The organism is Vibrio cortegadensis, from assembly GCF_024347395.1.
Lineage (GTDB): Bacteria > Pseudomonadota > Gammaproteobacteria > Enterobacterales > Vibrionaceae > Vibrio > Vibrio cortegadensis.
The window spans coordinates 37,532-63,468 of the sequence record NZ_AP025474.1 but is presented as its reverse complement, the minus strand read 5'-3'; the positions used below and the strand labels follow the sequence as shown (position 1 = coordinate 63,468).

24 protein-coding genes and 3 pseudogenes are annotated in these 25,937 nt (G+C 41.3%); 16 read left to right on the top strand and 11 right to left on the bottom strand.

Going from position 1 to position 25,937, the window contains the following annotated elements; genetic code table 11:
- Positions 1–3: 3 nt before the first annotated feature.
- Complete coding sequence (locus tag OCV39_RS20365) at positions 4–936, bottom strand: LysR family transcriptional regulator (protein ID WP_171757245.1); 933 nt, start codon at positions 934–936, stop codon at positions 4–6.
- Positions 937–1,088: 152 nt separating this feature from the next.
- Here OCV39_RS20365 and OCV39_RS20360 point away from each other — a divergent pair, with 152 nt between their 5' ends.
- The 8 genes from OCV39_RS20360 (at position 1,089) to OCV39_RS20325 (ending at position 8,404) form a co-directional block, all read left to right on the top strand.
- Positions 1,089–2,528 (top strand): NAD-dependent succinate-semialdehyde dehydrogenase, encoded by a 1,440-nt coding sequence (locus OCV39_RS20360; RefSeq protein WP_261890165.1) that lies wholly within the window; start codon positions 1,089–1,091, stop codon positions 2,526–2,528.
- A 323-nt stretch (positions 2,529–2,851) separates the two neighbouring features.
- Positions 2,852–3,886, top strand: coding sequence for a TRAP transporter substrate-binding protein (locus OCV39_RS20355; protein ID WP_171757247.1), 1,035 nt, complete (start codon positions 2,852–2,854; stop codon positions 3,884–3,886).
- Between the two features lie 125 nt (positions 3,887–4,011).
- Positions 4,012–4,590, top strand: coding sequence for a TRAP transporter small permease subunit (locus OCV39_RS20350; RefSeq protein ID WP_113796416.1), 579 nt, complete (start codon positions 4,012–4,014; stop codon positions 4,588–4,590).
- A complete protein-coding gene (locus OCV39_RS20345; RefSeq protein WP_113796414.1) occupies positions 4,587–5,909 on the top strand; it encodes a TRAP transporter large permease in 1,323 nt (440 codons plus the stop codon). The genes OCV39_RS20350 and OCV39_RS20345 overlap by 4 nt, the downstream gene beginning before the upstream one ends.
- A gap of 1 nt (position 5,910) precedes the next feature.
- A complete protein-coding gene (locus OCV39_RS20340; RefSeq protein WP_113796412.1) occupies positions 5,911–6,336 on the top strand; it encodes a universal stress protein in 426 nt (141 codons plus the stop codon).
- Between the two features lie 127 nt (positions 6,337–6,463).
- Entirely contained in the window at positions 6,464–7,735 is a 1,272-nt protein-coding gene (gabT, locus tag OCV39_RS20335) for a 4-aminobutyrate--2-oxoglutarate transaminase (RefSeq protein ID WP_113796410.1), read from the top strand.
- Positions 7,736–8,039: 304 nt separating this feature from the next.
- Positions 8,040–8,177 (top strand): hypothetical protein, encoded by a 138-nt coding sequence (locus tag OCV39_RS20330; protein WP_170961624.1) that lies wholly within the window; start codon positions 8,040–8,042, stop codon positions 8,175–8,177.
- 86 nt (positions 8,178–8,263) lie between these two features.
- Positions 8,264–8,404, top strand: coding sequence for a hypothetical protein (locus OCV39_RS20325; protein ID WP_261890164.1), 141 nt, complete (start codon positions 8,264–8,266; stop codon positions 8,402–8,404).
- A 1,658-nt stretch (positions 8,405–10,062) separates the two neighbouring features.
- Here the strand turns inward: OCV39_RS20325 and arsB are convergent.
- The 4 genes from arsB to OCV39_RS20305 all read right to left on the bottom strand — a co-directional run bounded on the left by arsB (position 10,063) and on the right by OCV39_RS20305 (position 13,701).
- On the bottom strand, positions 10,063–11,118 hold the full coding sequence (arsB, locus tag OCV39_RS20320; protein WP_261890163.1) for an ACR3 family arsenite efflux transporter: 1,056 nt from the start codon (positions 11,116–11,118) through the stop codon (positions 10,063–10,065).
- Between the two features lie 215 nt (positions 11,119–11,333).
- On the bottom strand, positions 11,334–12,512 hold the full coding sequence (gene dpaL / locus OCV39_RS20315) for a diaminopropionate ammonia-lyase (RefSeq protein ID WP_113796404.1): 1,179 nt from the start codon (positions 12,510–12,512) through the stop codon (positions 11,334–11,336).
- 106 nt (positions 12,513–12,618) lie between these two features.
- On the bottom strand, positions 12,619–13,002 hold the full coding sequence (locus tag OCV39_RS20310; protein ID WP_017051254.1) for a RidA family protein: 384 nt from the start codon (positions 13,000–13,002) through the stop codon (positions 12,619–12,621).
- A gap of 21 nt (positions 13,003–13,023) precedes the next feature.
- A complete protein-coding gene (locus OCV39_RS20305) occupies positions 13,024–13,701 on the bottom strand; it encodes a helix-turn-helix transcriptional regulator (RefSeq protein WP_017051255.1) in 678 nt (225 codons plus the stop codon).
- Positions 13,702–14,024: 323 nt separating this feature from the next.
- Between OCV39_RS20305 and OCV39_RS20300 the strand changes: the two genes are divergently transcribed.
- The 3 genes from OCV39_RS20300 (at position 14,025) to OCV39_RS20290 (ending at position 18,016) form a co-directional block, all read left to right on the top strand.
- A complete protein-coding gene (locus OCV39_RS20300) occupies positions 14,025–15,191 on the top strand; it encodes a M24 family metallopeptidase (protein WP_017051256.1) in 1,167 nt (388 codons plus the stop codon).
- A gap of 18 nt (positions 15,192–15,209) precedes the next feature.
- Entirely contained in the window at positions 15,210–16,781 is a 1,572-nt protein-coding gene (locus OCV39_RS20295) for a BCCT family transporter (RefSeq protein ID WP_261890209.1), read from the top strand.
- Positions 16,782–16,864: 83 nt separating this feature from the next.
- On the top strand, positions 16,865–18,016 hold the full coding sequence (locus OCV39_RS20290) for a M20 aminoacylase family protein (RefSeq protein ID WP_171757251.1): 1,152 nt from the start codon (positions 16,865–16,867) through the stop codon (positions 18,014–18,016).
- Between the two features lie 243 nt (positions 18,017–18,259).
- Here the strand turns inward: OCV39_RS20290 and OCV39_RS20285 are convergent, their stop codons facing one another.
- Both OCV39_RS20285 and dmeF read right to left on the bottom strand, forming a co-directional pair.
- Complete coding sequence (locus OCV39_RS20285; RefSeq protein ID WP_113797781.1) at positions 18,260–18,676, bottom strand: MarR family winged helix-turn-helix transcriptional regulator; 417 nt, start codon at positions 18,674–18,676, stop codon at positions 18,260–18,262.
- The gene (gene dmeF, locus OCV39_RS20280) at positions 18,670–19,584 is read right to left on the bottom strand and encodes a CDF family Co(II)/Ni(II) efflux transporter DmeF (RefSeq protein ID WP_390903279.1); all 915 of its coding nucleotides are present in this window, start codon (positions 19,582–19,584) and stop codon (positions 18,670–18,672) included. Before dmeF ends, OCV39_RS20285 begins: the two co-directional genes overlap by 7 nt.
- A gap of 294 nt (positions 19,585–19,878) precedes the next feature.
- Here dmeF and OCV39_RS20275 point away from each other — a divergent pair.
- A pseudogene (locus tag OCV39_RS20275) lies at positions 19,879–19,982 on the top strand (integrase); the annotation flags it as partial.
- 234 nt (positions 19,983–20,216) lie between these two features.
- Here OCV39_RS20275 and OCV39_RS20270 read toward each other — a convergent pair.
- Positions 20,217–20,846, bottom strand: coding sequence for a hypothetical protein (locus OCV39_RS20270; protein ID WP_261890208.1), 630 nt, complete (start codon positions 20,844–20,846; stop codon positions 20,217–20,219).
- 80 nt (positions 20,847–20,926) lie between these two features.
- On the opposite strand from OCV39_RS20270, the gene OCV39_RS20265 reads away from it, so the two are divergent.
- Complete coding sequence (locus OCV39_RS20265; RefSeq protein WP_261890207.1) at positions 20,927–21,070, top strand: hypothetical protein; 144 nt, start codon at positions 20,927–20,929, stop codon at positions 21,068–21,070.
- 79 nt (positions 21,071–21,149) lie between these two features.
- Here the strand turns inward: OCV39_RS20265 and OCV39_RS20260 are convergent, their stop codons facing one another.
- Positions 21,150–21,572, bottom strand: coding sequence for a TIR domain-containing protein (locus OCV39_RS20260; protein ID WP_261890206.1), 423 nt, complete (start codon positions 21,570–21,572; stop codon positions 21,150–21,152).
- Between the two features lie 348 nt (positions 21,573–21,920).
- Complete coding sequence (locus OCV39_RS20255) at positions 21,921–22,751, bottom strand: LysR family transcriptional regulator (RefSeq protein WP_171757226.1); 831 nt, start codon at positions 22,749–22,751, stop codon at positions 21,921–21,923.
- A gap of 607 nt (positions 22,752–23,358) precedes the next feature.
- On the opposite strand from OCV39_RS20255, the pseudogene OCV39_RS20250 reads away from it, so the two are divergent.
- Positions 23,359–23,670, top strand: a pseudogene (locus tag OCV39_RS20250) (RidA family protein); the annotation flags it as partial.
- A gap of 51 nt (positions 23,671–23,721) precedes the next feature.
- Entirely contained in the window at positions 23,722–24,609 is an 888-nt protein-coding gene (locus tag OCV39_RS20245; RefSeq protein WP_171757227.1) for a PhzF family isomerase, read from the top strand.
- A gap of 170 nt (positions 24,610–24,779) precedes the next feature.
- Here OCV39_RS20245 and OCV39_RS20240 read toward each other — a convergent pair.
- Positions 24,780–25,482 (bottom strand): annotated as a pseudogene (locus OCV39_RS20240) (IS110 family transposase); the annotation flags it as partial.
- Between the two features lie 262 nt (positions 25,483–25,744).
- Here OCV39_RS20240 and OCV39_RS20235 point away from each other — a divergent pair.
- A complete protein-coding gene (locus OCV39_RS20235; protein ID WP_017053110.1) occupies positions 25,745–25,906 on the top strand; it encodes a hypothetical protein in 162 nt (53 codons plus the stop codon).
- Positions 25,907–25,937 lie beyond the last annotated feature (31 nt).

The following is a 25,937-nucleotide window of genomic DNA, read 5'->3' as shown; positions in this document are numbered from 1 at the left end:
CAGCTATTCATTCTGTTTTCGATAATAGTCACGCATGGTTTTTATAAACAGCGAACGTACTTTATTTATCGCGTTGGTCTTTTTAGTTATCGCCATGATCTCCAAATGGTAATAACGGCGTGATGGTGCAATGGCAATTAGCTCACCAGAGTCTACATAAGGTTTGGCGTAATGCTCAGGTAAAAAACCAATAAACCGAGAAGATAGTAGTAAAGTGATGCGTGATTCATAGTTATACGCAGTGGCTTTCAGGTTCATGTTGGCCAAATGACCGTTGATGCGCTCTTGAGTTTTTAGCCCGGCGTAGGCAACGGGAAAACCATCAATAACCTCATCCGTTAATTCAGAGTCTGAAAGCTTTGCTAATGGGTTATCCGTACTCGCATAGAGGTAACAAATATCTGTGTAAATATACTCATATTCCAATCCATCAAGTTCTCGATGTAGGGGAATAAAACCAATATCTGCTTCATCTTGCATTACCATCCTTTCAATTTCAGTCATCCGTGAGACTTCTGCTGTTAGGTAAACCTCTTTGGCGATACTGGAAAAATTACGGATCACCTCCGGCATGCAGGATCTAGGATCCAAGCTTATGTTGTCACTGAATAGAATCGTTAAGCTACCGGATAATTGAATGTCCAAGTGGTTGATAGTATTTCTAAAATCGTCCAGTTCTCCTAGTAATTTAACGGTTGCCTCATACACGACGATGCCTTCTTCTGTTAAAGAAAATCCAGAGCGTCCCCGGCGGCATAGAATCAGATTTATTCGAGATTCAAGGTTGGAAATATGAATACTGATAGTGGAACGACTGATATTGAGTTCGGTTTCAGCAGCAGAGAAACCGCCACAATCTGCGACGACCTTGAATATTTTGAGCTGTTTTATTTCGTAGTCACCAATTTGACCGACAGGCGAAGAATTTTTTGTCATTGTTTTAGGCTCGTAAAACTTCATGTTTACTGAGGAATATTTATTCCCTTGGCGAGTTGTTATAATTTTGTTGTATCCATTGCCGATTATGCGTTATTTGGTTTTTTTAATCTTTGACGTTGTTAATGTTTATAACAGTAGGAATTTAAGTGATGAAAGATTTAGTCTTATCCCGTGGCTTGATCAACGGAGAATGGGTCGAAGCCATTGATGGTAAAAAGGTTAATATAGTGAATCCATCAACAGGCGCTATCATTACTGCCGTACCTGATATGGGTAAGGAAGAATCTGAAGCAGCCGTTATTGCCGCACATACAGCCTTACAAGATTGGCGGACAACCACAGCTAAATACCGCGCGGGTCTAATGAAAAAATGGTTTGATCTGATGGTTGAAAATGCAGATGGACTGGCGAAGTTACTGACGTCTGAGCAAGGTAAACCGTACAAGGAATCCTACGGTGAAGTCATTTATGGCGCATCATTTATTGAATGGTTTGCCGAAGAAGCGAAGCGAATGTATGGAGATGTGATTCCCGCGGCAAATCCGAATAATCGCTACATGACGATTAAGCAACCTGTGGGTGTAGTGACGGCGATTACCCCATGGAATTTCCCTATTGCGATGATTACTCGTAAAGCGGCGCCAGCTTTGGCGGCAGGATGTACAGTGGTGATTAAGCCAGGGGAAGACACACCTCTTTGTGCACTCGCAATGGCGCTGCTGGCAGAAAAAGCGGGAATCCCTAAAGGTGTGATCAACGTAGTGACGACTTCACGTCCCGCCGAAGTGGGTGATGTGTTGTGCCGCCATCCTCTGGTTCGTAAGGTCTCGTTTACTGGTTCAACGCCTGTGGGTAAGCTTATTTTGCGCCAAGCATCTGAGACAGTGAAAAAAGTATCATTGGAGTTAGGTGGAAATGCTCCATTTATCGTTTTTGAAGATGCAGATATCGATAAAGCCGTACAAGGCGCTCTCATTTCCAAGTATCGCAATGCGGGTCAAACCTGTGTTTGCACCAACAGACTTTATATTCATGATGCTATTTATGATCAGTTTTTGGCGAAATACACCCAAGCTGTCAGTAAGTTAGTGATTGGAGATGGTTTGGTAGATGGTACAGAGATTGGCCCTCTTATTAATCAAAAAGCGATTGATAAAGTGGAGCAGTTGGTAAACACCGCCGTTGAGCAAGGCGCAACCCTTACTTTAGGTGGAAACATCTCTGAGGTTGGTCACCAATTTTATCAACCAACAATTTTAACCGACGTGACAGAGGAGATGGATATTGCGCACCAAGAGCTGTTTGGTCCTGTTTCTACCATCTTCCGCTTCAATAATGAAGATGATGTTGTACGCCGTGCCAATGATACCCCATTTGGATTAGCCGCTTATTTTTATACTCAAGATCATGCCCGTGTTTGGCGAATGAGTGAAGCGCTTGAATACGGTATTGTAGGTATTAATGAAGGTATCATCTCAACGGAAGTTGCTCCATTTGGTGGGGTAAAAGAGTCCGGCTGTGGTCGTGAAGGCTCTAAGTATGGCATCGAAGATTACCTAGAAATTAAATACTTATGCCATGGCATATAAACGAAGAGTTTCTCTTTCTGTGACAGTATGGTTTTGACATGTCTTCCCCAAATAGTGAGTCCTTCCAGGTCTTTTGGGTTTCATGCTTTAGCAGCACCAAGTGTGCTGCTTTTTTTCGTCTCAAGTTGAGTGATCTGTAGAAAATAGACAAGTGTTGTTGAAAGGTTGAGCGCAGTAAAACTTTAGGTGGAGAAATGCGAATTTATCAATTGTAATCAAAATGTAACCATCAGTAACACGGTGACAACGAGGAAGTAACAAGTCACTTCAGCACTGTTACTGGCATAGCCAGAGCAAACAGGAATACATCAAGGAGATAATTCATGTTTAACACCCTAAGTAAGCTAAGCAAAAAAAGCCTAACGAAAAAGGTTGCTGCATACGCATTGGCGATTTCGAGCTCTTTTTTTACCGTATCTCAGGCTTTCGCTGCTGAGCATAACTGGCGTTTTGTAAACTTATACTCACGCGGTACAGCCTATGGTGAAGTGTATAAAAACTTTGCTGATAATATTGTAGCAATGTCGAATGGTCGTATTTCTGTTCAAGTAATGTATGCCGGTGAAGGTGTTGGTCAAACGGGAGTACTTGGTTCGGTTAAATCAGGATTAATGACGATGGGGGCTCCTTTCCAACCGATGCATGCGGGTGAATTCCCTGCGGGTGTCGTTGAAGTTGGTTTACCAGGTATGACGGATGATGTGGGCGAGCTAAGCGCATTGTTCCATGAAAAAGGTTGGGGTGAAGTATTAGAGGAAGCTTACGACAAGCAAAACCTTGTTTGGCTAGAACCATATATCCAGTTACCAGTTTATGTTTTAACCAAAGAACCGATTAATTCAATTAAAGATTTCGAAGGTCTGAAGATTCGCGCTCCGGGTGCTTACGGTAAGTTCTTACGTAACTTAGGTGCATCTCCAGCATCACTATCATGGAGTGAAATCTACACCAGCTTAGCGACTGGTGTTATCGATGGCTCTATCGGCAGCAACATCATTGACCACCGTGACGGTAACCACGTAGAAGTGGCGAAGTACATGTACCGTTTGCCAATTGCCGGCGCTCAAGCATTGCCAATCGTCGTCAATAAGAGTGCGTGGAACAAGCTACCAGAAGATCTACAAGCCATTGTACGTGCAGCAAGTGCGGTTCATGCTCGTGAGCAGATGACAAAGTCACGTCTATGGGAATCTCAAGCGATTGCTGATATGGAATCGAAAGGTATGAAATGGAGCCCAGAGCCAAGCGCTGAAGATGTCGTTAAATGGAATGGCGCTGCGGATTCTCTATGGACGGAATACGCTGACGCAGACAAATACAGCAAACGCCTAATTAAGATTGTACAAAACACCCAGTAATCATTTTAAAGACGGGCGATTTAGCCTAGTTCAAATCAAAGTTTAGATTTTGAATGCGTTTTTAAATCGCAAACCAGAGAGGGGGTAGTCCCCCCTTTCTTTTTATGCTGGCAGGGATGATGTGTATGTTGAGACAAATATTAACGGCTTATTGTCGAGGAATTAATCGCTTCGTGTATTGGATTGGCTTTTCTGCTTCGATGCTAATGCCGCTCCTTGCAGCCACCGTCGCTTTTGAAGTTTTTTCTCGTTATGTGCTTGGAGAACCGACTATCTGGGCTTATGACGTATCGCTGTTCTTATTTGGTTATATCGCCGCACTTGGTGGCGCATTAGCGCAGCAAAACAAAGCGCATATTAACGTTGATGTGCTTTACCTTTCAGTGTCAATACGGGTGCGCTCCTTGTTTAACCTTTTTACATATTCGTTGGCTATTTTTTTCCTTTCGGTGGTATTGATGATGTCATTCGGAAAGTTTGAAGAAGCACTTGAGTTTAATTACCGACGTCAATCTGAATGGGCACCATCCATGGCGCATTTCTGGGTGATGATGATGGTCGCTTCAGGCTCGTTTATCGTCCAATTTACCAGCGATATGGTACAAGATATCTACTACCTATTAACGGGTAAGACACTCATAGAACAAGAACCAGAAGAGAGTGAACAACAAGACACACTGATCGAACAAGCGGGGGATGTATGAGTATTGAAGTTCTAACGTTGTTATTGATCGGCTGTATTTTATTTAGCTTTGCCTTAGGTGCTCCAGTTGGACTCGCTTTGGGTGGCATTGCTATGGGTATGGGGTATCTAACCTGGGGAGAAGGCATCTTTAACCTAGTCCCAACCACCATTGAGAGTAACTTTTTTAGTTTTATTTTGTTAGCGATCCCTTTGTACATTTATATGGGGCAGTTACTGACTCGTTCAGGTATTGGGGATGCGATGTTCAACGCCAGCCAAATGGTGATTGGGCGCTTGAGAGGCTCACTCGCGATCAGCGTGATTGGCGTCTGTTCTATGATTGGCGCAATGGTTGGCATTATTGGTGCGGGTATTATGACTTCTGGCAGTATCGCGCTTAAGCCAATGCTTGAACGTGGTTATGATAAGCGTCTGGCGCTCGGCGTTATAATGGCAGGTGGCGGCTTAGGTATTCTGATCCCACCAAGCATTCCAATGATCATGTACGCGGCAACGACGCAGAACTCGGTAGGTCGCATGTTTTTGGCTGCGATTATCCCTGCACTCATCTCTATTACGCTGCTAATCAGCTATGTGATCATCAGTTGTAAATTGAACCCAGAGAGAGCGCCACTCGGGACTGGCAGTGAAAGTAAAATGACGGGTAAAGAAAAGGTGAGAACCGCGCGTGACGGGTTATTTTCTTTACTGCTGATCGTTGCCGTATTAGGCAGCATTATTACCGGGATCGCCACGCCAACAGAGTCGGGAGCGATTGGCGTTGTTGGAGCACTTTTTCTTGCGATTATCTTTAAGCGTTTTCGTTTTGAAATGTTCAAATCATCGGGTTTTGAAACGGCAATGCTTGTTAGTGTGTCAATGTGGATCATTCTTGGCGCTTCACTGTTTAGTAATTTCCACATGCTCAGTGGCGTGCAAAACATGGTGGCACAGCTTACGCAAGATCTTGGGTTACCGCCTCTTGGTGTGATTATCTTGCTGCAAGTCATCATGTTGCTACTCGGGTTCATTATCGATGAACTGATCATCGTGTTGATGTGTGCACCGCTGTTTACGCCAATTGTTGTATCGCTCGGCTATGACCCCATTTGGTTCGGTATTTTGATGATATTGAATATTGAGATTGCGGTACAAACTCCACCTTATGGTTTTGCCTTGTTCTATTTGAAAGGGATAGCACCGCCGGGTGTCAGTATGATGGATATCTACCGCTCCATTTTGCCGTTCATCTTACTCAAGTTGTGCGTGCTGGTGACGTGTATGTTGTTCCCAGAAGTCGTGATGTGGCTACCTAATAAAGTGATGGGAGTGAATTGATATGAGTTTACAACGTATCTTAATGCCCGTTGATCTCGCCTACCCAGAGGTAGTGAAAAGAGAAGTTAACTTGGCGCTTAAATTGATCGCTGAAGATGGGGTCATTGACATGCTTTATGTCGATGAAGCTCGTGTTCATCGCCGAACGGTGCCCACAGCATCGGGCAACGTTTTTTCAACGCAGCATCAAAGTGCGTTTGATAGCGTGCAGACGATGTTAGAACAATTGGTACCGAAGCCCCATCTAGGTAAGAGTATTGTGCGTTGCGGAGTGGTTTTTGATGAAGTTGTGTTACAGGCAAAGAAATCAAATTCAGATGCAATAGTCATGGCATCTTCAAGACCTAGACTACGCTCATATCTGCTTGGTTCCAACGCAGCAAAAATTGTACGACATTCACATTGCTCAGTGTTTGTTGTGAAGTAAAGCAGTAGCGATTCAACTAAGTTGATAGTTCGTAGTAAGAATCGCGATAGAACCGGTAAGTAAGTGCCTAAATAGAAAGAGGCATCTAGCTCGTATTAGTAAAAGCAACAAACTCAAGGAAATGATGATGACCAACCAACAATTGCACCAAAGAAGAAGCCAAGTCATTGCTCAAGGCATGGGCGCTCTTTATCCCCTTTATGTTGAAAAAGCAGAAAACGCACATGTGTGGGACGTAGAAGGGAATAAATATATCGACTTTGCCGCGGGCATTGCCGTCACCAATACGGGTCATTCAAATAAACGTATTAGTGAAGCGGTGAAAGCACAGTTAGATAACTTCTCTCATACGTGTGCGTTGGTTACTCCATATGCCTCATTTATTGAGTTGGCAGAGAAATTAACGCAAGTTGCACCGGGAGAAAGCGATAAAAAAGCGGTTTTCTTAACTACGGGTGCAGAAGCTGTTGAAAACGCAATTAAAATTGCCCGCGCGCGCACAGGGCGTAGTGGTGCAATTGCATTTAAAGGCGGGTTTCATGGCCGTACTAATTTAACTATGGGATTAACAGGGAAAGTAGCAGCATATAAAGCAAATTTTGGTCCTTTCCCAAGTGAAATCTACCATGCTCCTTATCCTAATGAGTTTCATGGCATTAGTGTTGAGCAAAGCCTACAAGCGTTGGAAGATTTATTTGCTTGTGATATCGAACCTTCGCGCGTTGCCGCGATCATCTTTGAACCTGTTCAAGGTGAGGGGGGCTTTTATCAAGCGCCAGTGAAATTTGCTCAAGGTCTACGTGAAATCTGTGATAAACACGGAATTATGTTGATTGCTGATGAAATTCAAACAGGTTTTGCACGTACTGGTAAAATGTTTGCTACTGAATATTTGAATATTGAGCCGGATATGATCACCATGGCAAAAGGTATTGCCGGTGGCTTCCCTATTTCTGCGGTTGTGGGGAAATCAGAGGTAATGGATTCTGCTACTGCGGGGGGATTAGGAGGCACTTATGCCGGATCCCCACTTGCGTGTGTGGCAGGTTTAGAAGTACTGAAAATTATTGAAGAAGAAGATTTGTGCGCCAAAGCAATGGGTATTGGTGAGGTTGTTTACTCTCGTATGACGAAACTACAGCAATCAGTACCAGAGATTGGTGAAGTTCGTACTACTGGTGCGATGATGGCTATCGAATTTACTGATCCGGATTCCGGTCAGCCTTTGCAAGAACTGACTAAAACCATTATTAGCAAGGCGCAAGAAAACGGCCTAATTCTGCTTTCTTGTGGTGTTAAAGGCAACGTAATTCGTTTGCTTCCAGCATTGACGATTGAGCAAGAAGTGCTTAGTGAAGGTTTAGATAAACTAGAGAAAATAATCATAGAAGTGGTGTGATTTAATCCACTATCAAGGGTTGTTAATAAGGACCAAGTGTTATCACTCGGTCCTTTTTGTTAGTGCTAGCGTATCAGGGCCAACTTCAGGCCTCAAAATCCCAAAGTTTCGATAAATTTATGGGGCTGTTCTGTTGAAAAGTCGTCGAATGGTTTGTGATATATGTAGGCTTATATTTACAGCTATATCCAGCATGTGTTGCAAGTAGCTTTCTTGCTTTTTCTGCTGAAGAAAAATTTAAGCAAGGCATGCTAGGAAAAGGCTGGTTAAAAGCGATGATTTCGTTACCAGGTTGATTAATTAAATGAGTATCTCTTTTAGTACTAATGGTCTAGATAAAGGCAATTATGGTAACTCAACGTTTGTGATTGAAGTGAGTGGTAAGCACATTATCCCTGAAGGCAAAGTTAGAGAGATAAAATCGCGATCGAATGCTAGCTAAATCCTAGAGATCTATCATGATACAAGATAACTGATAAGCGGGCTAAACGTTACATGATTGCTATCGTAGAATTCATCAGATATCAAATGCTAAAATCTGAATCTGAATCTGAAAGAAACGAATTTAATGAAGTGGTGCTGTTTAGCTTAAATGAAATTGGCCAAATAAAAGGTCGGTTCAAATTTTCTCAATGGCCGAAGCTGCTGACTAATTCAGCTTGTGGTTAATCTCCATATAAATGTAAAAGTAGTTTTGTCTACACATCGTTAGTTACGACACTTTAGCTGCCCATACTTAACAGGGATTTTGGTAACGAGTATTCTGACTTCCGTGCTAGCACATGCATTCAGAACAGAAGGGCTTTAAATGATGAGGTTTTTTATTTCCTTATAGTTTTGGGGGTTAATAATTTGTTTTTTTACTCTTACACTTGAGTTCGTTTAAGTTTAAAAGCCTTATAAAAATAGCTAATTATAAATTCATTAGTGTGTATCCTTTACATGTATCACTGCTATTGTTTATGTAAGAGTGGCGATTGATATGCATGAATAAGAAATGCATAAAGCAACAAAAGTAGTGTGTGAAAATTATCACGTTTCGATCATCATGCAACGTCTTTAGAAGAATATATATCTTATCGTTATATATTCTTTATATATCTATATAGGCTTTATACGCTGGGGGATAGCACTGATTTATCATGTTGAATTGACGATTAAAACTCACTCTAAACTTGCAAAAACACACTGTTTTATTAGGTGTCTAACCACTAGCTCTGGTTGTTTTTTGTACACTTGCGCTACTAGCGCAAGTCAAAAGTGAGAATCTTGCGCTAGTAGCGCAAGTTAAAGTCAAATTTTGTGGGAATTCTTGCGCTATTAGCGCAATTTTGTCCGTTAAGTAAAACTTGCGCTACTAGCGCAAGTCGAAAATGAAAATCTTGCGTCAGTAGCGCAAGTGGTAAGTTCAATTTAGTGGAAATTCTTGCGCTAGTAGCGCAAGAGAAAAAGGGGAGAGTGTTATTGTGATTTTTGATAATTGTGAATTAAAATCCTTATTTTATGTATTTTAATTCACCTTTAATGGTTGAATGTTTATGATGTTCAAAATATTTCATCGTAATTTGTGAGTGTAGTTCGAAGTTTTGAGGACTTAATATGTATTGCTTTCAGCAAACAATGTGACAAATTTAGTATCTTATTTATTTGGTAGTACTAACTTTACGAGGCGCTACCTGTGGCGCTATCTTGCTTCATTGTTAGAATACTACTTGTACACAAAAATTTGCTGTTGTTGTGTACATAAAATTTGTAGTGAATTGACGTTTGAATTCAGGGCTAATTCTATGATTAATGCCTTCCCATGTTTTAGTAAACCGACATAACTCTGCATGATTAATATTACTTTCTAGACACTATTTACTGTCTTCTTTTGATGATTACGACGACGTGGTTCTGAAACTTTTACCCACATGATAGAGGTATAGTTAAGGGGTGGTTTGTCTTAAGGTTTGAGTCTGTTTATTCTGATTTTTGCTGGCTAGATTGTCGAAGAAATAGTTTGAAAAATTACGCCTAAAGGAGTACTAGTGTTTCGTAAAAAATCTCCACAAAATAAAAATGATTTGACGACCAATTTTGTATTTTAATATATGTTTGTTTATTCATTAAATGCACACGTAAATAATGATTGTGGTTTCGGCTTTTATTGAGAATTACAGTCATTTTTCGATGCAAAAAAGAGGTTCAACTAGCCTCAATGTATTGTAATGTTCGTTATTCACTTCGGAAAGAAAAAACGAATATATGAAAAAATTGAGGCAATATTAATTGAGTTTAGTTCTACGTTGCGGCCCATAAAAACGCTAAGTAATTTTCGCTAGTTGCTAGTTGCTAGATTTAATTCTTAGACCGTTGTAGTACTTATCTTTCATCTTCAATGCTACGTTCACTAGGTAAATTAGAACAGGTACTTCAATCAGTGGGCCGATCACGCCAGCGAAAGCTTGGTCTGAGTTAATTCCAAATACAGCGATAGATACAGCAATCGCCAATTCAAAATTATTACCTGTTGCTGTGAACGCAATCGAGGCGTTTTTGTCGTAATCGATACCTATCTGCTTACCAATAAAGAAGCTGATGAAGAACATCAACGTGAAGTAGATAATTAGTGGAATGGCGATCAATAGTACATCCATTGGGAGTTCGAAGATCATTTCGCCCTTTAAACTAAACATCAAAATAATTGTTGCTAGTAGCGCAACCAAAGTGAGCGGTGAAATGCGCGGAATGAATACGTCTGTGTACCATTGTTCGCCTTTCATCGATACCAAGATCTTACGACTCAAGAAGCCTGCTAAAAATGGTATGCCTAAATAAATTAATACGCTATATGCTATATCAATCATCGAGATATCAACCATCATTCCTTCGTAACCAAATACTGGAGGTAGGATACTGATGAATAACCAAGCCATGAAGCTGTACCCCACAACTTGGAATGCGCTGTTCAATGCAACTAGAGCTGCTCCGTATTCTTTGTTACCACCGCCAATGTCATTCCAAACTAGAACCATAGCAACACAACGAGCAAGACCGATCATAATAACGCCTACCATGTAGCCAGGATGATCGCCTAAAAAGGTGATAGCTAAAATGAACATTAATACAGGGCCAACTAGCCAATTCATGACTAAAGATAGCTTGATCGCTTTTTTATCCTTCACCACAGCGCCTAATAGGCTGTAGTTAACTTTAGCTAAAGGTGGGTACATCATCAGAATCAGCCCAATTGCTAAAGGAACATTGGTGTTTCCCACCGACATTACTTCATTCCACTGCTCGATTTGTGGAAATATGATACCAAGCAATATCCCTATGCCCATGGCGATAAAAATCCACAATGTTAAGTAGCGATCTAGAAAGCCTAATTTTGATGTCATAATATTTTCTCTTTAATAATTATCGTTAATCGTCGAAATGCGATTAAAGGTAAAGTAATTTTATATGAGGGTCAATATTAACTTTCACATTATCGTTTTGTTCTATGAGGGGGGAAGCGGATGATTAGTGTCTCACTAAACCTTGAGTTTTAACGAAAAGCCACAGTGAATACTGTGGCTTTTGAATAAAGTTGAGGAGTATTTGTTGCTAAATACTAGCTAGAATGATGCAAGCCGTTCCAAACAACGTCACGGTAGCGAGGTTGGTTGGTATCACCTTCAGTGCTAAATAGCATGATGGTTGCATCTTCATTTAGGCCTAGCTCGTCACGAGTTGCTTGGTCTGCACCTTCACGACATAACGTGTAAAGTAAGCCAAGAGTGATCGCGCCAGATTCGCCACTGATCACTTGCGCATCACCGCTAAGTGGGTTGCCAAGGATACGCATACCCGTTGCTGAGATATTGTCGTCAACCGAAACAAAGTGATTGCTGCAATCTCGTAATACTGGCCACGTTACTGGGTTTGGTTCACCACATGCAAGACCAGCCATAATCGAGTTCAACTCACCAGTTACGTTTACCATTTCACCTTTTTCACCTGAGCGGAAAATACAATCGGCAGCAGATGGCTCAGCAATGATGGTTTCAAAAGTATTCGGTCCTAACTTGTCTGCAAGATAGCCTAAGACTCCTCCAGCCATAGCGCCAACCCCTGCTTGTAAAAGAACATGAGTTGGAGCGTTGAATTCTAATGCTTGAGCTTGTTCAATAGCTTCATCTGCCATAGTCATGTAGCCCTGAGAAATCCATGTAGGGATTTCTTCATAGCCCTCCCATGCAGTATCTTGTACTAGCATCCAGCCCTTGTCTTGCGCAGTTTGGTTCGCCATACGCACCGTGTCGTCGTAATTAACCTCTGTTACTATGCATTCAGCGCCTAAGCCTTTAATGCGATTCACACTTGCTTGAGATGAACCTTTAGGCATGTAAACCACGGCTTTCTGTCCCATTTCGCGCGCTGCCCAAGCAACACCTGTACCATGATTTCCTGCGGTTGCCGTAGTGAAAACAAGTGGTTCGTCTAGTTTTGAAGCTACTGTCTTGAGGTTGATTTCAGAGATATCAATGCCAAGGTGTTTTGCCAATTGACGACCGAGAGCGTAAGAACCACCGAGTACTTTGAATGCATTCAAACCAAAGCGTTTTGATTCGTCTTTAACTAGAATCGCCTTAACACCAAGCAGCTTAGCAAGATGTGGAAGAGACACGAGTGGAGTGGGTTGATAGCCTTCGATCTGGCTGTGAAACTCACGTGCTTGTTGCGCTTGATAAGCGGTAAATAGTTCGCAGACTTGACCAGTGTAGAATGAATTTTTTGATAGTTTTAACATAGGGCACACTTAGATTCAGGCAAAGGAATGGAAGGTCATTAATGGGTACTCAATGACCTATTTAGTCGTTTGTAGTACAAACAGTATTACTTTTAATACAGCGTTATTATTTGATGTAAGCGATCGCTTCAACTTCAACTAATGCGTCTTTTGGTAAACGAGCTGCTTCAACACATGAGCGTGCTGGCGCGTTATCTGTTCCGAATACTTCTGTGTAAACTTCATTAAATGCAACGAAATTTTCCATATCAGATAGGAAACATGTGGTTTTAATTACAGTGTCGAGTGAACCACCACTCTGTTCCAATACTGCCTTTAGGTTTTCTAGTGACATGCGAGCTTGCTCTTTAATGCCACCTTCAACAAACGCCATTGTTTTTGCATCTAGCGGTAGTTGACCTGAAGTAAAGATGAGATCTTTGAATGACATACCTTGAGAGTATGGGCCGATTGCTGCGGGTGCTAGATCTGTATGGATTTTAGTTTTCATTACGCTTCTCTTTATATGATTTTATGCTCTGAACTCGCGGATGTATTTGTACACAGCATGGCGAGTAATTCCAAGACGCTCAGATACGAATGCTGTCGCCTCTTTTAACTCGAAAATACCATTCTCAAGCAATCGCTTGGTGATGGCTTTGTTTCGACCTTTTAAGTTGACTGATTCATTGTTATCGACTTCAAAAATAGCGTGCTCAAGCGCTTGCTCAATCACTTCTGTAGTTGAAGCTCCAAAGTTTTCATGCACACCTACTGGAGCATGAGTCATGTCCGGCATTAAAGTCTTTATGATCTCTGGAAACGGGTGAGATAAGTTCATGTTGATACAGAACAACCCGATCGGTTTACCATTTTCTCCAGCCAGCACACAGGTCGTTGATTTTAGTAATGAGCCATCTTTACTGGTCGTGAAGTAACTTTTTGGCGTGACCTCTCCTGTACTCTCAAATACGCTCAACATCTTCAAACCCAGATCGGTAATCGGAGACCCCACTTCTCGTCCTGTATGATGACCGTTCACTATCTTCACCACCGACTTTTCAAAACTCTCGAATGAATGGATCACTACTTCACAATGCGGACCAATAAAGTCAGCAATAGTTTCGGCTAAGCGAAAGTTCAGTTCGAGATGTTCTCTGTCGCTGTCGGTGAATTCTACGTTAAACGATTTATATGCTGATGCATTCATTTTAGACCACTGTAGTTAACTTTAAGTGCCTTTCATTATCATTGGTTATTCGATAAATTTCAAGATTTCAATCAACTTTATGTAACTATAAAACTATATATTATTTTTTCATGCAAGATTAAAGTTACAAATAAGTACCCAAAAGTGATCGAAATCAATGTGAGCATTAGTTTAATACAACTTGTGGTCACTATAGTTAACTGTAAGACCTTGGTCACATTATTTGACTGAAATGTCAGTAATATGTTCAACGTAACGTAAACAAAGTTGAACTATAGGGTTGGTTAGCATTTACTGACCCACAATAATAATTAGAGGTCCCAATGACTAACTATCTGAACCGCGGCTTTGAACAAGCTGAGTTTGAAAACAGAACATCACGTGCCCAAAAAGTTATGCATGAGCAGAAATTAGATGCAATGATTTTTACGACAGAGCCAAACGTTCGCTACTTTACTGGTTTCCATACTCAGTTTTGGCATAGCCCAACTCGACCATGGTTTGTGGTTATTCCAGCTGAAGGTAAACCTATCGCTATAGTTCCTGAAATCGGTGCTAGCGGTATGGCCGGAACATGGGTCGATAACATTATTACTTGGCCTTCTCCTCGTCCTGAAGATGATGGTATTAGCTTAGTTGCTAGCGCATTGAACTCCCTGCCTTGTCGTCATGGCCGAGTAGGCGCAACGTTGGGCATTGAGTCTCACCTACGTATGCCTGTGAACAACTACCTCAAGTTAACCACTATGGTTAAGAAAGACTTTGTTGATGTGTCTTTAGCAATGCATGAGCTACGTCAGATCAAATCACAAGCTGAAATCGAAAAAACGCGTGAAATCTGCCGCATTACCAATGTTGGCTTTAGCAAAATCCCTCAATACGCCAAAGCCGGTATGACAGAACGTGAAATCTGTAAACAATTCCGTATCGATATGTTGTTAGAAGGGGCTGATGAGTGCCCTTACATCATCGCGGGTTCAGGGCCTGACGGTTACGACAGCATCATCATGGGCCCAACCGACCGCATCATCGAGCCGGGAGATGTCTTGATCATCGATACCGGTGCCGTGCGTGATGGTTACTTCTCTGATTTCGATCGCAACTGGGCATTTGGTCATGCAAGTGATGAAACGAAAGCGGCATACCGCGCGACTTACGAAGCTACGACAAAAGGTTTCGAAGCGGCTAAACCAGGAGCGACAACAACTGATATTTATAATGCAATGTGGGGCGTATTAGAAGCAAACGGAGCTTTAGGTAACGATGTCGGTCGTCTTGGGCATGGCTTGGGTATGGAACTGACAGAGCGTCCATCTAACACCGCTACCGATAATACAATACTTAAGCCTGGCATGGTGATGACGTTAGAACCGGGCATGGTTTACGCGCCGGGTAAATCAATGGTCCATGAAGAGAACATTGTGATCACGGAAGATGGTGCTGAATGGTTAAGTGAACGTGCAGAACCAGAACTCATTGTAATTAAATAATTTTCAGGAGAACTGATAATGTCAGCGAATCAACCACAATTAAAACAAGGCAAAATGCTATTTACTAGTACTATCTGCTTTATCTTAACTATCGTAGCTGCTGGGATATTATTTCCAGAGCAGTTGTACAACGTAGGTATTGGAACCATGACTTATCTGACTGATACATTTGGTTGGATATACATGGCAGGCTCATTTTCCTACGTCATGATTATGTTTTTCTTTGCATTTAGTAAGTACGGTAATATCAAGTTTGGGCCAGATGATGCTAAACCAGAGTTTAGTACTTTCTCTTGGATTGGGATGTTGTTCTCAGCGGGTATGGGGACAGTAATGCTCTATTGGGGTGTTGCAGAGCCTGTTTATCACTATATGAACCCACTTTCTACTACAGGTATTGATCCACAAACTGCAGCCGCCGCGGAATTTGCAATGAAGCAAAGCTTTATTCACCAAGGGATTCAAGCTTGGGCTGCATTCTCTGTTGTTGGCCTTGTTCTTGGCTACTTGATGTTCCGTAAGAATGAGAGTGGCCTAATCAGTAATATCCTTATTCCTTGGGGGCGAGGGAAGGCAAACGGCAGCCTAGGGAAAATTGTAAACCTGATCTGTGTGTTTGGTGCTATTGCTGGTATTTCCACTTCTCTTGGGCAAACCGGTTTGTCGTTAGGTATTAGTTTCTCATACCTGTTCGGTACACCTGATGCTCCATGGGTTACTTTCTTGCTAGTGGGTGTGGTGGCATTTATTACAATCATATGCACAACAACTGGCTTGGAAAAAGGAATTAAGCTTTTATCTGACTATAATGCTTATTTATTAGTCGGCCTGATTGTTCTTGTCGCTATTGTTGGTCCTACGACCACTATGATTAATGTGTACTTTGATGCAATCGGTAATTATATGAATGATTTCTTCAAAGATGCGCTGATGTTACCAACATTTGCAGCAGAAGAAGAAGCTGGTTGGATTCGTGGCTGGCCTATCTACTACTATGCTTGGGCTATTGCTTGGGCACCATTTGTAGGTCCGTTTATTGCTCGTGTATCAAAGGGGCGAACTGTACGTGAGTTTGTACTTGGTTCAATGTTAATCCCTTGTGTCGGTATCTTCATCTGGGTTGCATTTTTCGGGACTATCGGTATTCAATCTGAGCCTGAGGTACTAAAAGCAGCTGCAGCATCATCAAAAGCAGCTACCTTTATCGTACTTCAAGATTATCCAATGGGTACGGTAATCTCAATTGGTGTAGTCATTGCTCTATTTACGTGCTTTATCACTTCGCTAAACAGCTCAACTTTTACACTAGCAAGTATGTGTGAAGACGGCTCTGACAATCCAAGCAACAAAATGAAAATCATCTGGGTTATTGCTCAGTGTGCAATGGCTTTAACACTAATGATGGCAACCAAGACAGGTATAGACATGCTACAAAGTATTAGCCTGATATTTGCTCTGCCATTGATGTTTGTACTTTTCTTATGTATCTGGAGTACTTTCAAGATGTTTCGTGCTGAGTTTGCTGATGAGCCCGAAATAGTTGAAGAGGCTGTAGAAGTAAATCTAGAAAACGTAGAGCAAACCATCTAAACACAGTCTAGCGATAAAATAGACGCCCCTGAATTTTAATTAAGTTCAGGGGCTGATTATTAAAGAATATTGGAGAGGTTCCGATGGCTATTGAACAACAAGTTACAGAGTGGCGTCGTCATTTACATCAGCACCCAGAGTTTGGTACTGAAGAATTTAAAACATCTGAATTTGTAGCATCTAAACTGGAAGAGTTTGGTCTCACTGTGCATCGTGGGGTTGGCGGCACAGGCGTTGTGGGAATTTTAAAAAATGGCACAAGTGATCGTTCAATTGGTTTACGTGCTGATATGGATGCCTTGCGTATTCATGAAGAGAATACTTTTTGTCATGCTTCAAGGCATGATGGTGCAATGCATGCTTGTGGGCATGATGGCCATACCGCAATGCTTCTTGGTGCAGCCCATGAATTAGCTAAAACTCAAAGCTTTGATGGGACGGTATATTTTATTTTTCAACCCGATGAAGAGCGAGGTACTGGCGCTAAAGCTATGATCTCTGACGGGTTGTTTACTCGGTGGCATATGGATGCTATTTATGCAATGCATAACCTACCGGGCATTCCTGCTGGTGAATTTGTGACTCGGCCAAGTTCATTAATGGCGAGCGAAAGTAGTTTCGAAATTGTAATCAAAGCGACAGGCGGTCATGCTGCGATGCCACACATGGGAACTGATCCTATCGTAGTGGGTGCTCAGGTTGTAACAGCACTACAAACCATTGTTTCGCGCCATTTGAGTGCCATTGATGAAACGGCTGTGATATCAGTAACGAACTTTGTAACCAATGGAACGGTTAATGTGATCCCATCACAAGTCACTATTTCTGGTGATACTCGGAGTTTTACAGATCAGGCTTTGCACAAAATAGAGAAAGCGATTGAGCGTGTAGTGGTTGGTCAGTGTATGTCAGCAGGCGTTGATTACCAATACAATTTCAACAATAGTTTCTTGTCTACTATTAATTCGCCTGAAGAGACAGCTCACGCAGTGAAAGCAGCACAGACAGTTGTCGGTGAAGATAGTGTGAATGGAGCTTGTGAACGCTTCACCATCAGTGAGGATTTCTCGTTCATGCTGCGCGAAGTAAAAGGGTGTTATGTGTTAGTTGGGAATGGCGTTGGTGAATGTGGAGGCACTGCACTTCATAACCCACATTACGATTTCAACGATAATATCCTAGAATTCGGTGTTGGGTTCTGGAAGACGCTTGTAGAACAACAATTGTCGCAATAAGTAAATACCCTCGAGCATGCTTGAGGGTATTCATGGTTTGTTAAATTAGAAAAGTCGCTGACACGAAAATGTCCAGAGTCTTCATGGGCCTGAAGTTTTACTCGTGGCACTTATCTCTCGAAGTGCCTGTTAGCTCAGATCTGCCCCAATACGAGTTGGGGCAATAGTTTCAAAACAAACTATATACTTACAGTAACTATACTTTTGCTAATGAAAAAGTTGTCAGATCTACAATATTAACGACTAAAACTCTTTATTCATCTGACTCAAGATAGCAATCAAACGCTCCCCATCTTCAGTACTGATGTTTCTAGTCAGCTCTTTCATTAAGTTTAAGTGCAATTGGTTGTGGTATTGATGAATGGATTGCCCCTCTTCTGTAAGAGAGACAACGATTGCTCTTCCATCTTCAGGATCGGTAAGACGTTCGATCAAGTTAGCAGATACTAGCTTATCAACCTGCACTGTTAACGTTCCAGTGGTGATCCCTAGCTTATTTGCTAACTCTTTCATTCGCAGATGACCATGATTCCCAAGCACTTCGATAGTATGCACTTGAGCCAATGAGTACCCTGTTTCTCTGACTACAGAATGCTCCCAAGAAGACATTTTGTCATAAAATTCAGTAACTAATTGATTCAAAACTTCTAGGTTTAACATGGCTTGAGGTGTACCTCTAAGGTTAGGTGGTTAATTTTATCGAACTTAAGTAGCTTCTGTTTGTACTCATCTAGTGATAATTCGCTATGTGATACCAAGGTTATCGCAGCACTGTAATGATGGCCACTCACTTTCCATATATGCAAGTCCGTAACATCAGCAAAAGGGGCTAATTCAGCTCGAATTTGTTGACTGTAATTTTCATTTATATTCTCGTCTAACAAAATAGGACTGGTTTGACGAAGCAGATTGATCGTCCATTTAGAAATAACCAAAGCTCCAACCATTCCCATTACGGCATCAAGCCAATTCCAGCCGTAAAACTTAGCAAAAATTAACGCAACAATTGCCAATAGAGACGTTAGAGTATCCGCCAAAACATGTAAGTAAGCAGCTCGAAGATTGTGATCATGGTGATGGTGATGGTGTTCGTGATCATGAGAGTGGTCGTGATGATGGTGATGCTCACCGAGCAAAAACATGCTTACTACGTTTACAACTAAGCCGATACAAGCCACGATGATTGCCTCATTGAACTGAATCGCCTGAGGGTTAAATAGCCTTTCGAGCGACTCAACAAACATCAATAACGCAACTATCCCGAGAGCGACCGCACTCGTGTATCCCCCCAGAACACTCACCTTACCCGTACCAAAAGAGAATCGCTCACTACTCTCATGCTTTTTCGCATAACGATAGGCGAATAAGGTAATGCAAAAAGCAGCGGCATGGGTTCCCATATGCCACCCATCAGCAAGTAGAGCCATTGAACCGTAAACAGTGCCAGCCGTTATTTCGACAACCATAGTAGTTAAAGTAAGCAACAAAACGTAGAAAGTGCGTTTCTCGCCATGATGGTTGTGCCCAGAAAAGCTGTGGCTATGTTGAAGTGAAGTGTCCAAGGTCATTCCCTTTAGTTTGATAATCAAAGTATATTGATATGAAATTTAGTTTGATTACCAAACTATGTCAACAAACGATGTCTAGGGTGCAACTGAAGAGGTGGTCACATTGATATTTAAGTTGAGGGAAAACTACTTCTTTCCTTACCTAGACTCATCCGTAATCAACTTGTTAAATAAAAAACCTAACTCAGAAATGTCCAAACTTGTGCTAGACCGAACGGTCTGAAATTTGTAAACAGTTAGGAATTTGTCGTGCTCCAATTCACCGAGTTTTTTTAGTTCAAGTGAATACCTTTGGCACGAAAGCTTTTACTGGGACATACAAATGTAGATAACACTATTCGCTATCTTGGTGTTGAATTAGAAGAGCATTGCTACTTTCAGAAGGCACTGATTGTTAGTCAAAAGAAACCCTATTTCTTAGAAGCCACTATTCTGACAAGTTGTTGCCCCATTATTGTTTAGAGTGGATGCTCATTCACGAATCGTAAATATTGTTTATCAATCAATTTTATAATGTAGGTTTCTGGGTAGATTTTCTGCATTGTTCATAGAGCGTGTGTTATGTTCAATTAAGCTGGGGCTCTTCTTTAATGGTTGGATAAGAATTATGACGGAGTAGTTCAATCATTAAATTAACGGCATATATTGCTCAGTGAAGTTTTCAGCTCAGATAGTTTAGTTTGAACATCTTCTAGCTCGGTACGGCAGCTTTTTTCTAACTTAGAAGACTCTTTAAGTGCCGGTAACTGACTATGCCACTTTGCGGTAAATGGTCGTAACTCCTTATCCAACACCTCACTCACCAACTGATAATACTGCCTACAATTAAATCCGTGCGTGTGAGCGGTTTGGCGATGAAAAGTGAATAATGACGCAAGGCTTGCTAGTGCGGTTTCGAGAACCCCCCCTTTTAGCTGCTGTGTGGCAATACGGCTATCAAGTTCAATGAACATATCCCACGCTGCTTGTTTATCAGCATAGGTGTACTTACCGTCGGCACGAAACTTGTCAAAAAAGTAAGAGTGATAGACTTTAATACGTTCTAGAGAGCGGGTATCAGTGGCACTAATAACTTTCTTAAAGCGATCATGATGAGCCGCTAGATCATTTTCACTGGCGCAGAGGTTGACTTCGTTTTGATAATAATCATCTGAGAACTTTCGTTGATTTAGCAGTTCATGTTCTGCAAGCTCGCTTTTCAATTCGGCTGCCAATTTATTGTAAATTTCTTGATTAGAAGGTTCTTTCCCTGTTTTCGACATACTTTCCCTTTCTCCTTCCCTTCAGTACACCCACAATTTCAATTAAATTAAAAACACACAAACAACACAAGGAAAACCTTATGAGTGGCTTTAGTCAAGATTTCGAACCAACACAAGATGATTTAGATAATCACAGCAACCAACTTAATGATAACAACGATGCCTACTGGCAATCACGTGACTATGATGAGCGACCAAGTGACTGGGAGAGTAGAGATGAGTAAATCTAAAGTCCCGAATCTCCCTAGTCAGACGGGCAGACCATCTGGTAAAGGCCGTGGCAACTGCCCACCCAAAAAGTAATTAGCTTGCCCACTGAGCTATACGATTGAGATCCCAAGCGTATAGCTCTAACTCTTGCACGCCCTTGGGAGCACCTGAGTAAATGTTATCTGGTGTCCGCATGACTAATATATTACGTTCACTGTTGTGCTTTTTAAATTGTCCTATTTCCCACTCAACCCACAACTTGCTGTGAGTATCCTTGCCCACAAGTACTAATAGCTTATGCGACCCACCCAATAACTTAGCGATAGCTTCTCGCACTGACTCTGAACGCATATCTGATGGTGGGCGACGATTGGTATGGCCATGTTCGTTACATATCGCCTCAGCTAAGGATCTATCTTCAAATGTTAATGGGTGATTTGGATTCTGTCGGATTGATTTAATTTGTTCAATGTAGTGATTGTCTTGATGATTGTGGCTAATGAATACTGTTGTCATGTTATTTATCCTTGTATGGTTTGTTTAATGACATGGTTGCTCACTACAAAAATAACAATTATTTATTGAGGTATACTTCACTAAGTGCGAAAACAGTCACAGATATCATGTAATATGCTTTCTCTTATCATCGCTAGTTTTAGCTCAAAGGCACCGCCCAAGGGCAAGTCAAGAGGGCATCGTGTAAAACTCATCCTTGCCCCAAAGTGTGTTTAGCCAGTTTTTCACTACATTTGAAAAGGAAAACTTCATCTTACAAAAACTAATCATCTAACCTCCACCTTCTGAGCTTTGGTATTAAAATATCAGAGTAGTTTGGGTGCTGTACTTTATATAATCAATGGCAACTTATTGATTCAAAATACTATCCAATTCTGCTCTAATGAAAACTGAGATTTCGGCCAATTTTCTCGGCAGTGGATTTTGATAAGGGTAAGCGATATACATCGATCTTTCCGTATCGAAAATTTCCGTAATATGGATATGGCTATTTATATGGCTACCTTTCATGAGATAATTTGGAATGACACCAACACCGACTCCTCTAGCAACAAAGTTCATTAAAATAGATGTATTATCAACTTCAATGACATCATTATAATTCTTTTTTATCAACTCTTTGCTTGAATGGTTTTTATAGATGAGTAAAGTTTTATTTTTAATGTCATCGATTTTTGATATTAAAACATCGTTATAATTTGCTACTTTATGTGCAATCAATGCGTCATCAACAACGTTATTAAGCCTAATTGCCATATCTACATTACTTTCCAATAAGTTTTCAATGTTGTTACTTGATGATATTTCAAAGTTAACAGCAGGATATCGATCTTGAAGACCTTTAAGAACTTCACCAAAAATAGATGAGGCTATTGAATTAGGCATTGTTATTTTAAATTTTCCACTAATGCAGTCACTCAGTGATTTTGCTCTGTAATTCAATTCTTGTAAATTATCTAAAGCTTCGATGGCAAGCTCTTTGATGCTTTCGCCATGATCAGTCAGAACGAGTTTTCTTGTTGTTCGGTGAACGAGCGTAACCCCAAGCTGTTTTTCTAAGGATGTCAGTTGACGGCTTACTTGAGCCTTCGATTTTCCAAGCTCTTTTGAAGCCTCCGTCAAGGAAAGGTTCTTACAAACTGCCGCAAAGCAGATTAGTTCACTGTTCATCAATTCCATGATTGTTACCTATTTGCAACTCTGAGTCACGTTGTCTTTCAAATGCCCGTTTAGTATAACTAGCTTTCGTCGGAGGATGAAAGTGATATTTTAATTATTAATCAGACTCATTTGAAATTCTGAGTTTTAAGAGTTTAGTCAATTAAAAGTTCATTAGTGTTCATCAAAATTTTTCTAATAATAGAACTAATTATTTTTTGTTTTTTAATATTTATCTATAACCTAATCAAAGTAGAGAAGTAAACTATGAAAGCAGAATGTCAAAATAAAAAGAAATATCTATTTTATCACGAGTTTTTTTATAACCTGATAAATTGTGTTATCCAGTATTACACAAAAGTGTTTGTTACATTATTTGGAGATGAGATGAGAGCTCGCCACAGAAAAAGTAACATCAATTTACCAAGTACATCTGAGCTTAGTGAGCACATGAAACGGGATCTTGGTTTAGATTGATTGGGAGTTTCCACTCGAACAATCCGAAACGTATTTGCAATAAAAAATAGTATCCACGAGATTTCTATTTATACCATTAAAACAAGAACTACTAAGGAAATCACAAAGTGGGATTCATTGACACCGCCTCTGCGCTAAACAACCAAATGGTCATTACAGTCAAGCTACCTTAATAAGTAATACATTGTACATATCTGAACAACTTTCAGATACTGCGGTAAGTGTTGAAAAAAAAGACATGACGAAAGAGGTTGAAAGGCAGGCTCGTTCTGTTTTAAATAACAATCTAGCGCTTACTCAAACGACAGGCGGTACACTACACAGTCTTGCGTTGGTAAGGTTATCTTTTACAGATGTAACGTACTGGCCAATAAAAGATCGAACGTTTGCCGATTTTATGGGTGAGCATAAACCTGCAAGAGCCGTAATATGTGCTGCAGCGATTAAACAAGATTTTTGGTGATGGGGGAAGCTATCACTGAAATCACTATGCCAGCAAAGGAGGAATTGTGCCATGGTTACCATTTATGTGGTTGATGCATTTACCACCGAACCTAACACAGGAAATCGGGCGGGAGTTGTTTTAGATGCAGACCGGCTTACCACTCAGGAGATGCAACACATCGCTGCATTTGCGGGTTATTCAGAAACGGCCTTTGTTTTGTCACCTAAAGATCAAAGCCATGACGTATATGTTCGATACTTCACCCCGACCAAGGAGGTCCCAATATGTGGGCACGCGACCATAGCCACTCATTTTTTGCGAGCAAGCACTGGGCACCTATCAGACTATCCGTTAATAGCGAAGACAGGGGCAGGCAATCTACCTGTATCAATTTCGGGTAATCCAAATGATATCTTGGTGAAAATGACTCAGGGCCGCGTGGAGTTTCTACCGCCATTTGACCAAAATCAACGGAATGGGCTGGCAAATGCCCTAGGTATTAGTGTGAGTGATTTTGCTGAACTGCCAATACAAATTGTCTCGACAGGTCATTCTAAGGTTATGGTTCCTATGCTTAGCAGGAAGAGGCTTGATGGATTAAACCCAGATAACGAGAAGTTAAAAGCGCTCAGTGGTGAGATAGGCTGCAATGGATTCTTTCCCTTTGTTTTAGAGGGGAGCAAGCAAAAACCTATTACTTACGGACGAATGTTTGCCCCTGCAATTGGGATTGACGAAGACCCTGTAACGGGCAATGCAAATGGCCCAGTAGGAGCGTATCTTGTTCAGCACAGTTTGATTGAGTTTAACTCGAAAGTATGCTTTTGGGGTTATCAGGGATTGGCAATAGGAAAACCCGGCCGAGTACTAGTGTCAGTGGAGAAAACCGATACACAATTACTCGTCAGCATTGCAGGGCAAGCTGTACTAGTTGGTAAGAGAGTCGAAGAGTTGTAACTGAAACCTGTAAACTGCTCCGTACCTAGCAGTTTTGGATTCTGAGTTAGGTTACTCACCATCCATATAGTTATTCGAGAATTGCTAATTTAGCAAAGCGGTTAGCACGTTTTTGTCCAAAAACAAGTTAACTCGTTGTCTGTGGCGCATTCAAACGCAGACTTTCTCGCCTAGAAATTGTAATCCATATAACTTAAATTTTGCTCCGTTTGGGTGTGTAATAGCGACCAGATAGTTCGAGCATTCTTTGCTGCAAGAGCGACAATAACTCGGTTCATTCCTCGTCGTTCCAACACACCTCGACACCACTGACTGATCCTGTCTTGTTTATCAACTAGATTAGCAATGACCGTTCTAGCACTATAGCCGAGTAAGGTGTGTAGATACTAGTCTTCGTGTCTGGTAACCCTGCCCAATCTGGGTTTGCCGCCGGTTGAATACTGCGTCGAAACTAACCCTAGCCAAGCGGAAAAATCTCTGTTTTTCACAAACTGAGAGCCGTTGCCAATAGAGGCCAGAATAGCCGTTGCTGTTTGTGGGCTAATTCCTCTGAGCTTCATGATCTGTAGAACATTATCACTGACCTTTGAAAAGGCATCGAAGACTTGCTCGGTATCCGCAATACGTTAGTTAAGTTGTTCAAGGTGATAGTACGCGTCAGCAATAACAGTTCGATCTAAGTGTGGAAGTTCGTTTTCAGCATCTTCCAGCGTGAGGGGAACTGGTTTCATTAAAGAAAATCGTCCGCCCGTAATAATGAGACCGAATTTAGACAGTAACGCTCGAATACTGTTCATTAGAGTAGTACGTTCACGTACCCAATACTTACGCACGATGAACAGAGTCAGGAGATTTGGTAGGAACAAAGCGGGTTACGTAACCTTTGAGCCCCATGTTGGCAAGCCTACCTACGTTTGCTCTGATGAAGATGTAGTGTCGATTGCTAATATTGAATGTGACTGGGATTGATCTACCTCTACGTGTTTATTGAATTAGTTGGTTTGGTGGCAGATGAAAAATAGAGCCTTCCTTTATTAATTAAAAGATGAACTATTCACAGTAAAGCGAACGTTATTACTTCGGGTTTATTCACTGATAATAGCGACATGATGATCCCCTGCTGTGTGAGTGAACCATGAATCCATTAGATTACACCTTCTATACTTTAAATGCGAAACAGTACTTACCAGAACAACCTCAAACGATGACAGTGATACAAACTCAAAGCCGTCCGCGTTTATCTGGTATAGTTTTCTTGGTGGGCTTCTTAGTTGGTCAGCTCGTCCACCTATATTAAACTCGGACTCTGAGATGACAAAAAGAACAAT

Bases quoted from the DNA above. Each gene is read 5' to 3' on its own strand.
- OCV39_RS20330 (WP_170961624.1), top strand. From the start codon at position 8,040: ATGAGTATCTCTTTTAGTACTAATGGTCTAGATAAAGGCAATTATGGT.
- OCV39_RS20345 (WP_113796414.1), top strand. From the start codon at position 4,587: ATGAGTATTGAAGTTCTAACGTTGTTATTGATCGGCTGTATTTTATTT.
- OCV39_RS20290 (WP_171757251.1), top strand. From the start codon at position 16,865: ATGGCTATTGAACAACAAGTTACAGAGTGGCGTCGTCATTTACATCAG.
- OCV39_RS20300 (WP_017051256.1), top strand. From the start codon at position 14,025: ATGACTAACTATCTGAACCGCGGCTTTGAACAAGCTGAGTTTGAAAAC.
- dpaL (WP_113796404.1), bottom strand. From the start codon at position 12,512: ATGTTAAAACTATCAAAAAATTCATTCTACACTGGTCAAGTCTGCGAA.
- OCV39_RS20270 (WP_261890208.1), bottom strand. From the start codon at position 20,846: ATGTCGAAAACAGGGAAAGAACCTTCTAATCAAGAAATTTACAATAAA.
- OCV39_RS20235 (WP_017053110.1), top strand. From the start codon at position 25,745: ATGAATCCATTAGATTACACCTTCTATACTTTAAATGCGAAACAGTAC.
- gabT (WP_113796410.1), top strand. From the start codon at position 6,464: ATGACCAACCAACAATTGCACCAAAGAAGAAGCCAAGTCATTGCTCAA.
- OCV39_RS20295 (WP_261890209.1), top strand. From the start codon at position 15,210: ATGTCAGCGAATCAACCACAATTAAAACAAGGCAAAATGCTATTTACT.
- OCV39_RS20305 (WP_017051255.1), bottom strand. From the start codon at position 13,701: ATGAATGCATCAGCATATAAATCGTTTAACGTAGAATTCACCGACAGC.
- OCV39_RS20310 (WP_017051254.1), bottom strand. From the start codon at position 13,002: ATGAAAACTAAAATCCATACAGATCTAGCACCCGCAGCAATCGGCCCA.
- OCV39_RS20365 (WP_171757245.1), bottom strand. From the start codon at position 936: ATGACAAAAAATTCTTCGCCTGTCGGTCAAATTGGTGACTACGAAATA.
- OCV39_RS20285 (WP_113797781.1), bottom strand. From the start codon at position 18,676: ATGTTAAACCTAGAAGTTTTGAATCAATTAGTTACTGAATTTTATGAC.
- OCV39_RS20325 (WP_261890164.1), top strand. From the start codon at position 8,264: ATGCTAAAATCTGAATCTGAATCTGAAAGAAACGAATTTAATGAAGTG.
- OCV39_RS20355 (WP_171757247.1), top strand. From the start codon at position 2,852: ATGTTTAACACCCTAAGTAAGCTAAGCAAAAAAAGCCTAACGAAAAAG.
- OCV39_RS20340 (WP_113796412.1), top strand. From the start codon at position 5,911: ATGAGTTTACAACGTATCTTAATGCCCGTTGATCTCGCCTACCCAGAG.
- OCV39_RS20245 (WP_171757227.1), top strand. From the start codon at position 23,722: ATGGTTACCATTTATGTGGTTGATGCATTTACCACCGAACCTAACACA.
- OCV39_RS20255 (WP_171757226.1), bottom strand. From the start codon at position 22,751: ATGGAATTGATGAACAGTGAACTAATCTGCTTTGCGGCAGTTTGTAAG.
- OCV39_RS20350 (WP_113796416.1), top strand. From the start codon at position 4,012: ATGTTGAGACAAATATTAACGGCTTATTGTCGAGGAATTAATCGCTTC.
- arsB (WP_261890163.1), bottom strand. From the start codon at position 11,118: ATGACATCAAAATTAGGCTTTCTAGATCGCTACTTAACATTGTGGATT.
- OCV39_RS20360 (WP_261890165.1), top strand. From the start codon at position 1,089: ATGAAAGATTTAGTCTTATCCCGTGGCTTGATCAACGGAGAATGGGTC.
- OCV39_RS20265 (WP_261890207.1), top strand. From the start codon at position 20,927: ATGAGTGGCTTTAGTCAAGATTTCGAACCAACACAAGATGATTTAGAT.
- OCV39_RS20260 (WP_261890206.1), bottom strand. From the start codon at position 21,572: ATGACAACAGTATTCATTAGCCACAATCATCAAGACAATCACTACATT.
- dmeF (WP_390903279.1), bottom strand. From the start codon at position 19,584: ATGACCTTGGACACTTCACTTCAACATAGCCACAGCTTTTCTGGGCAC.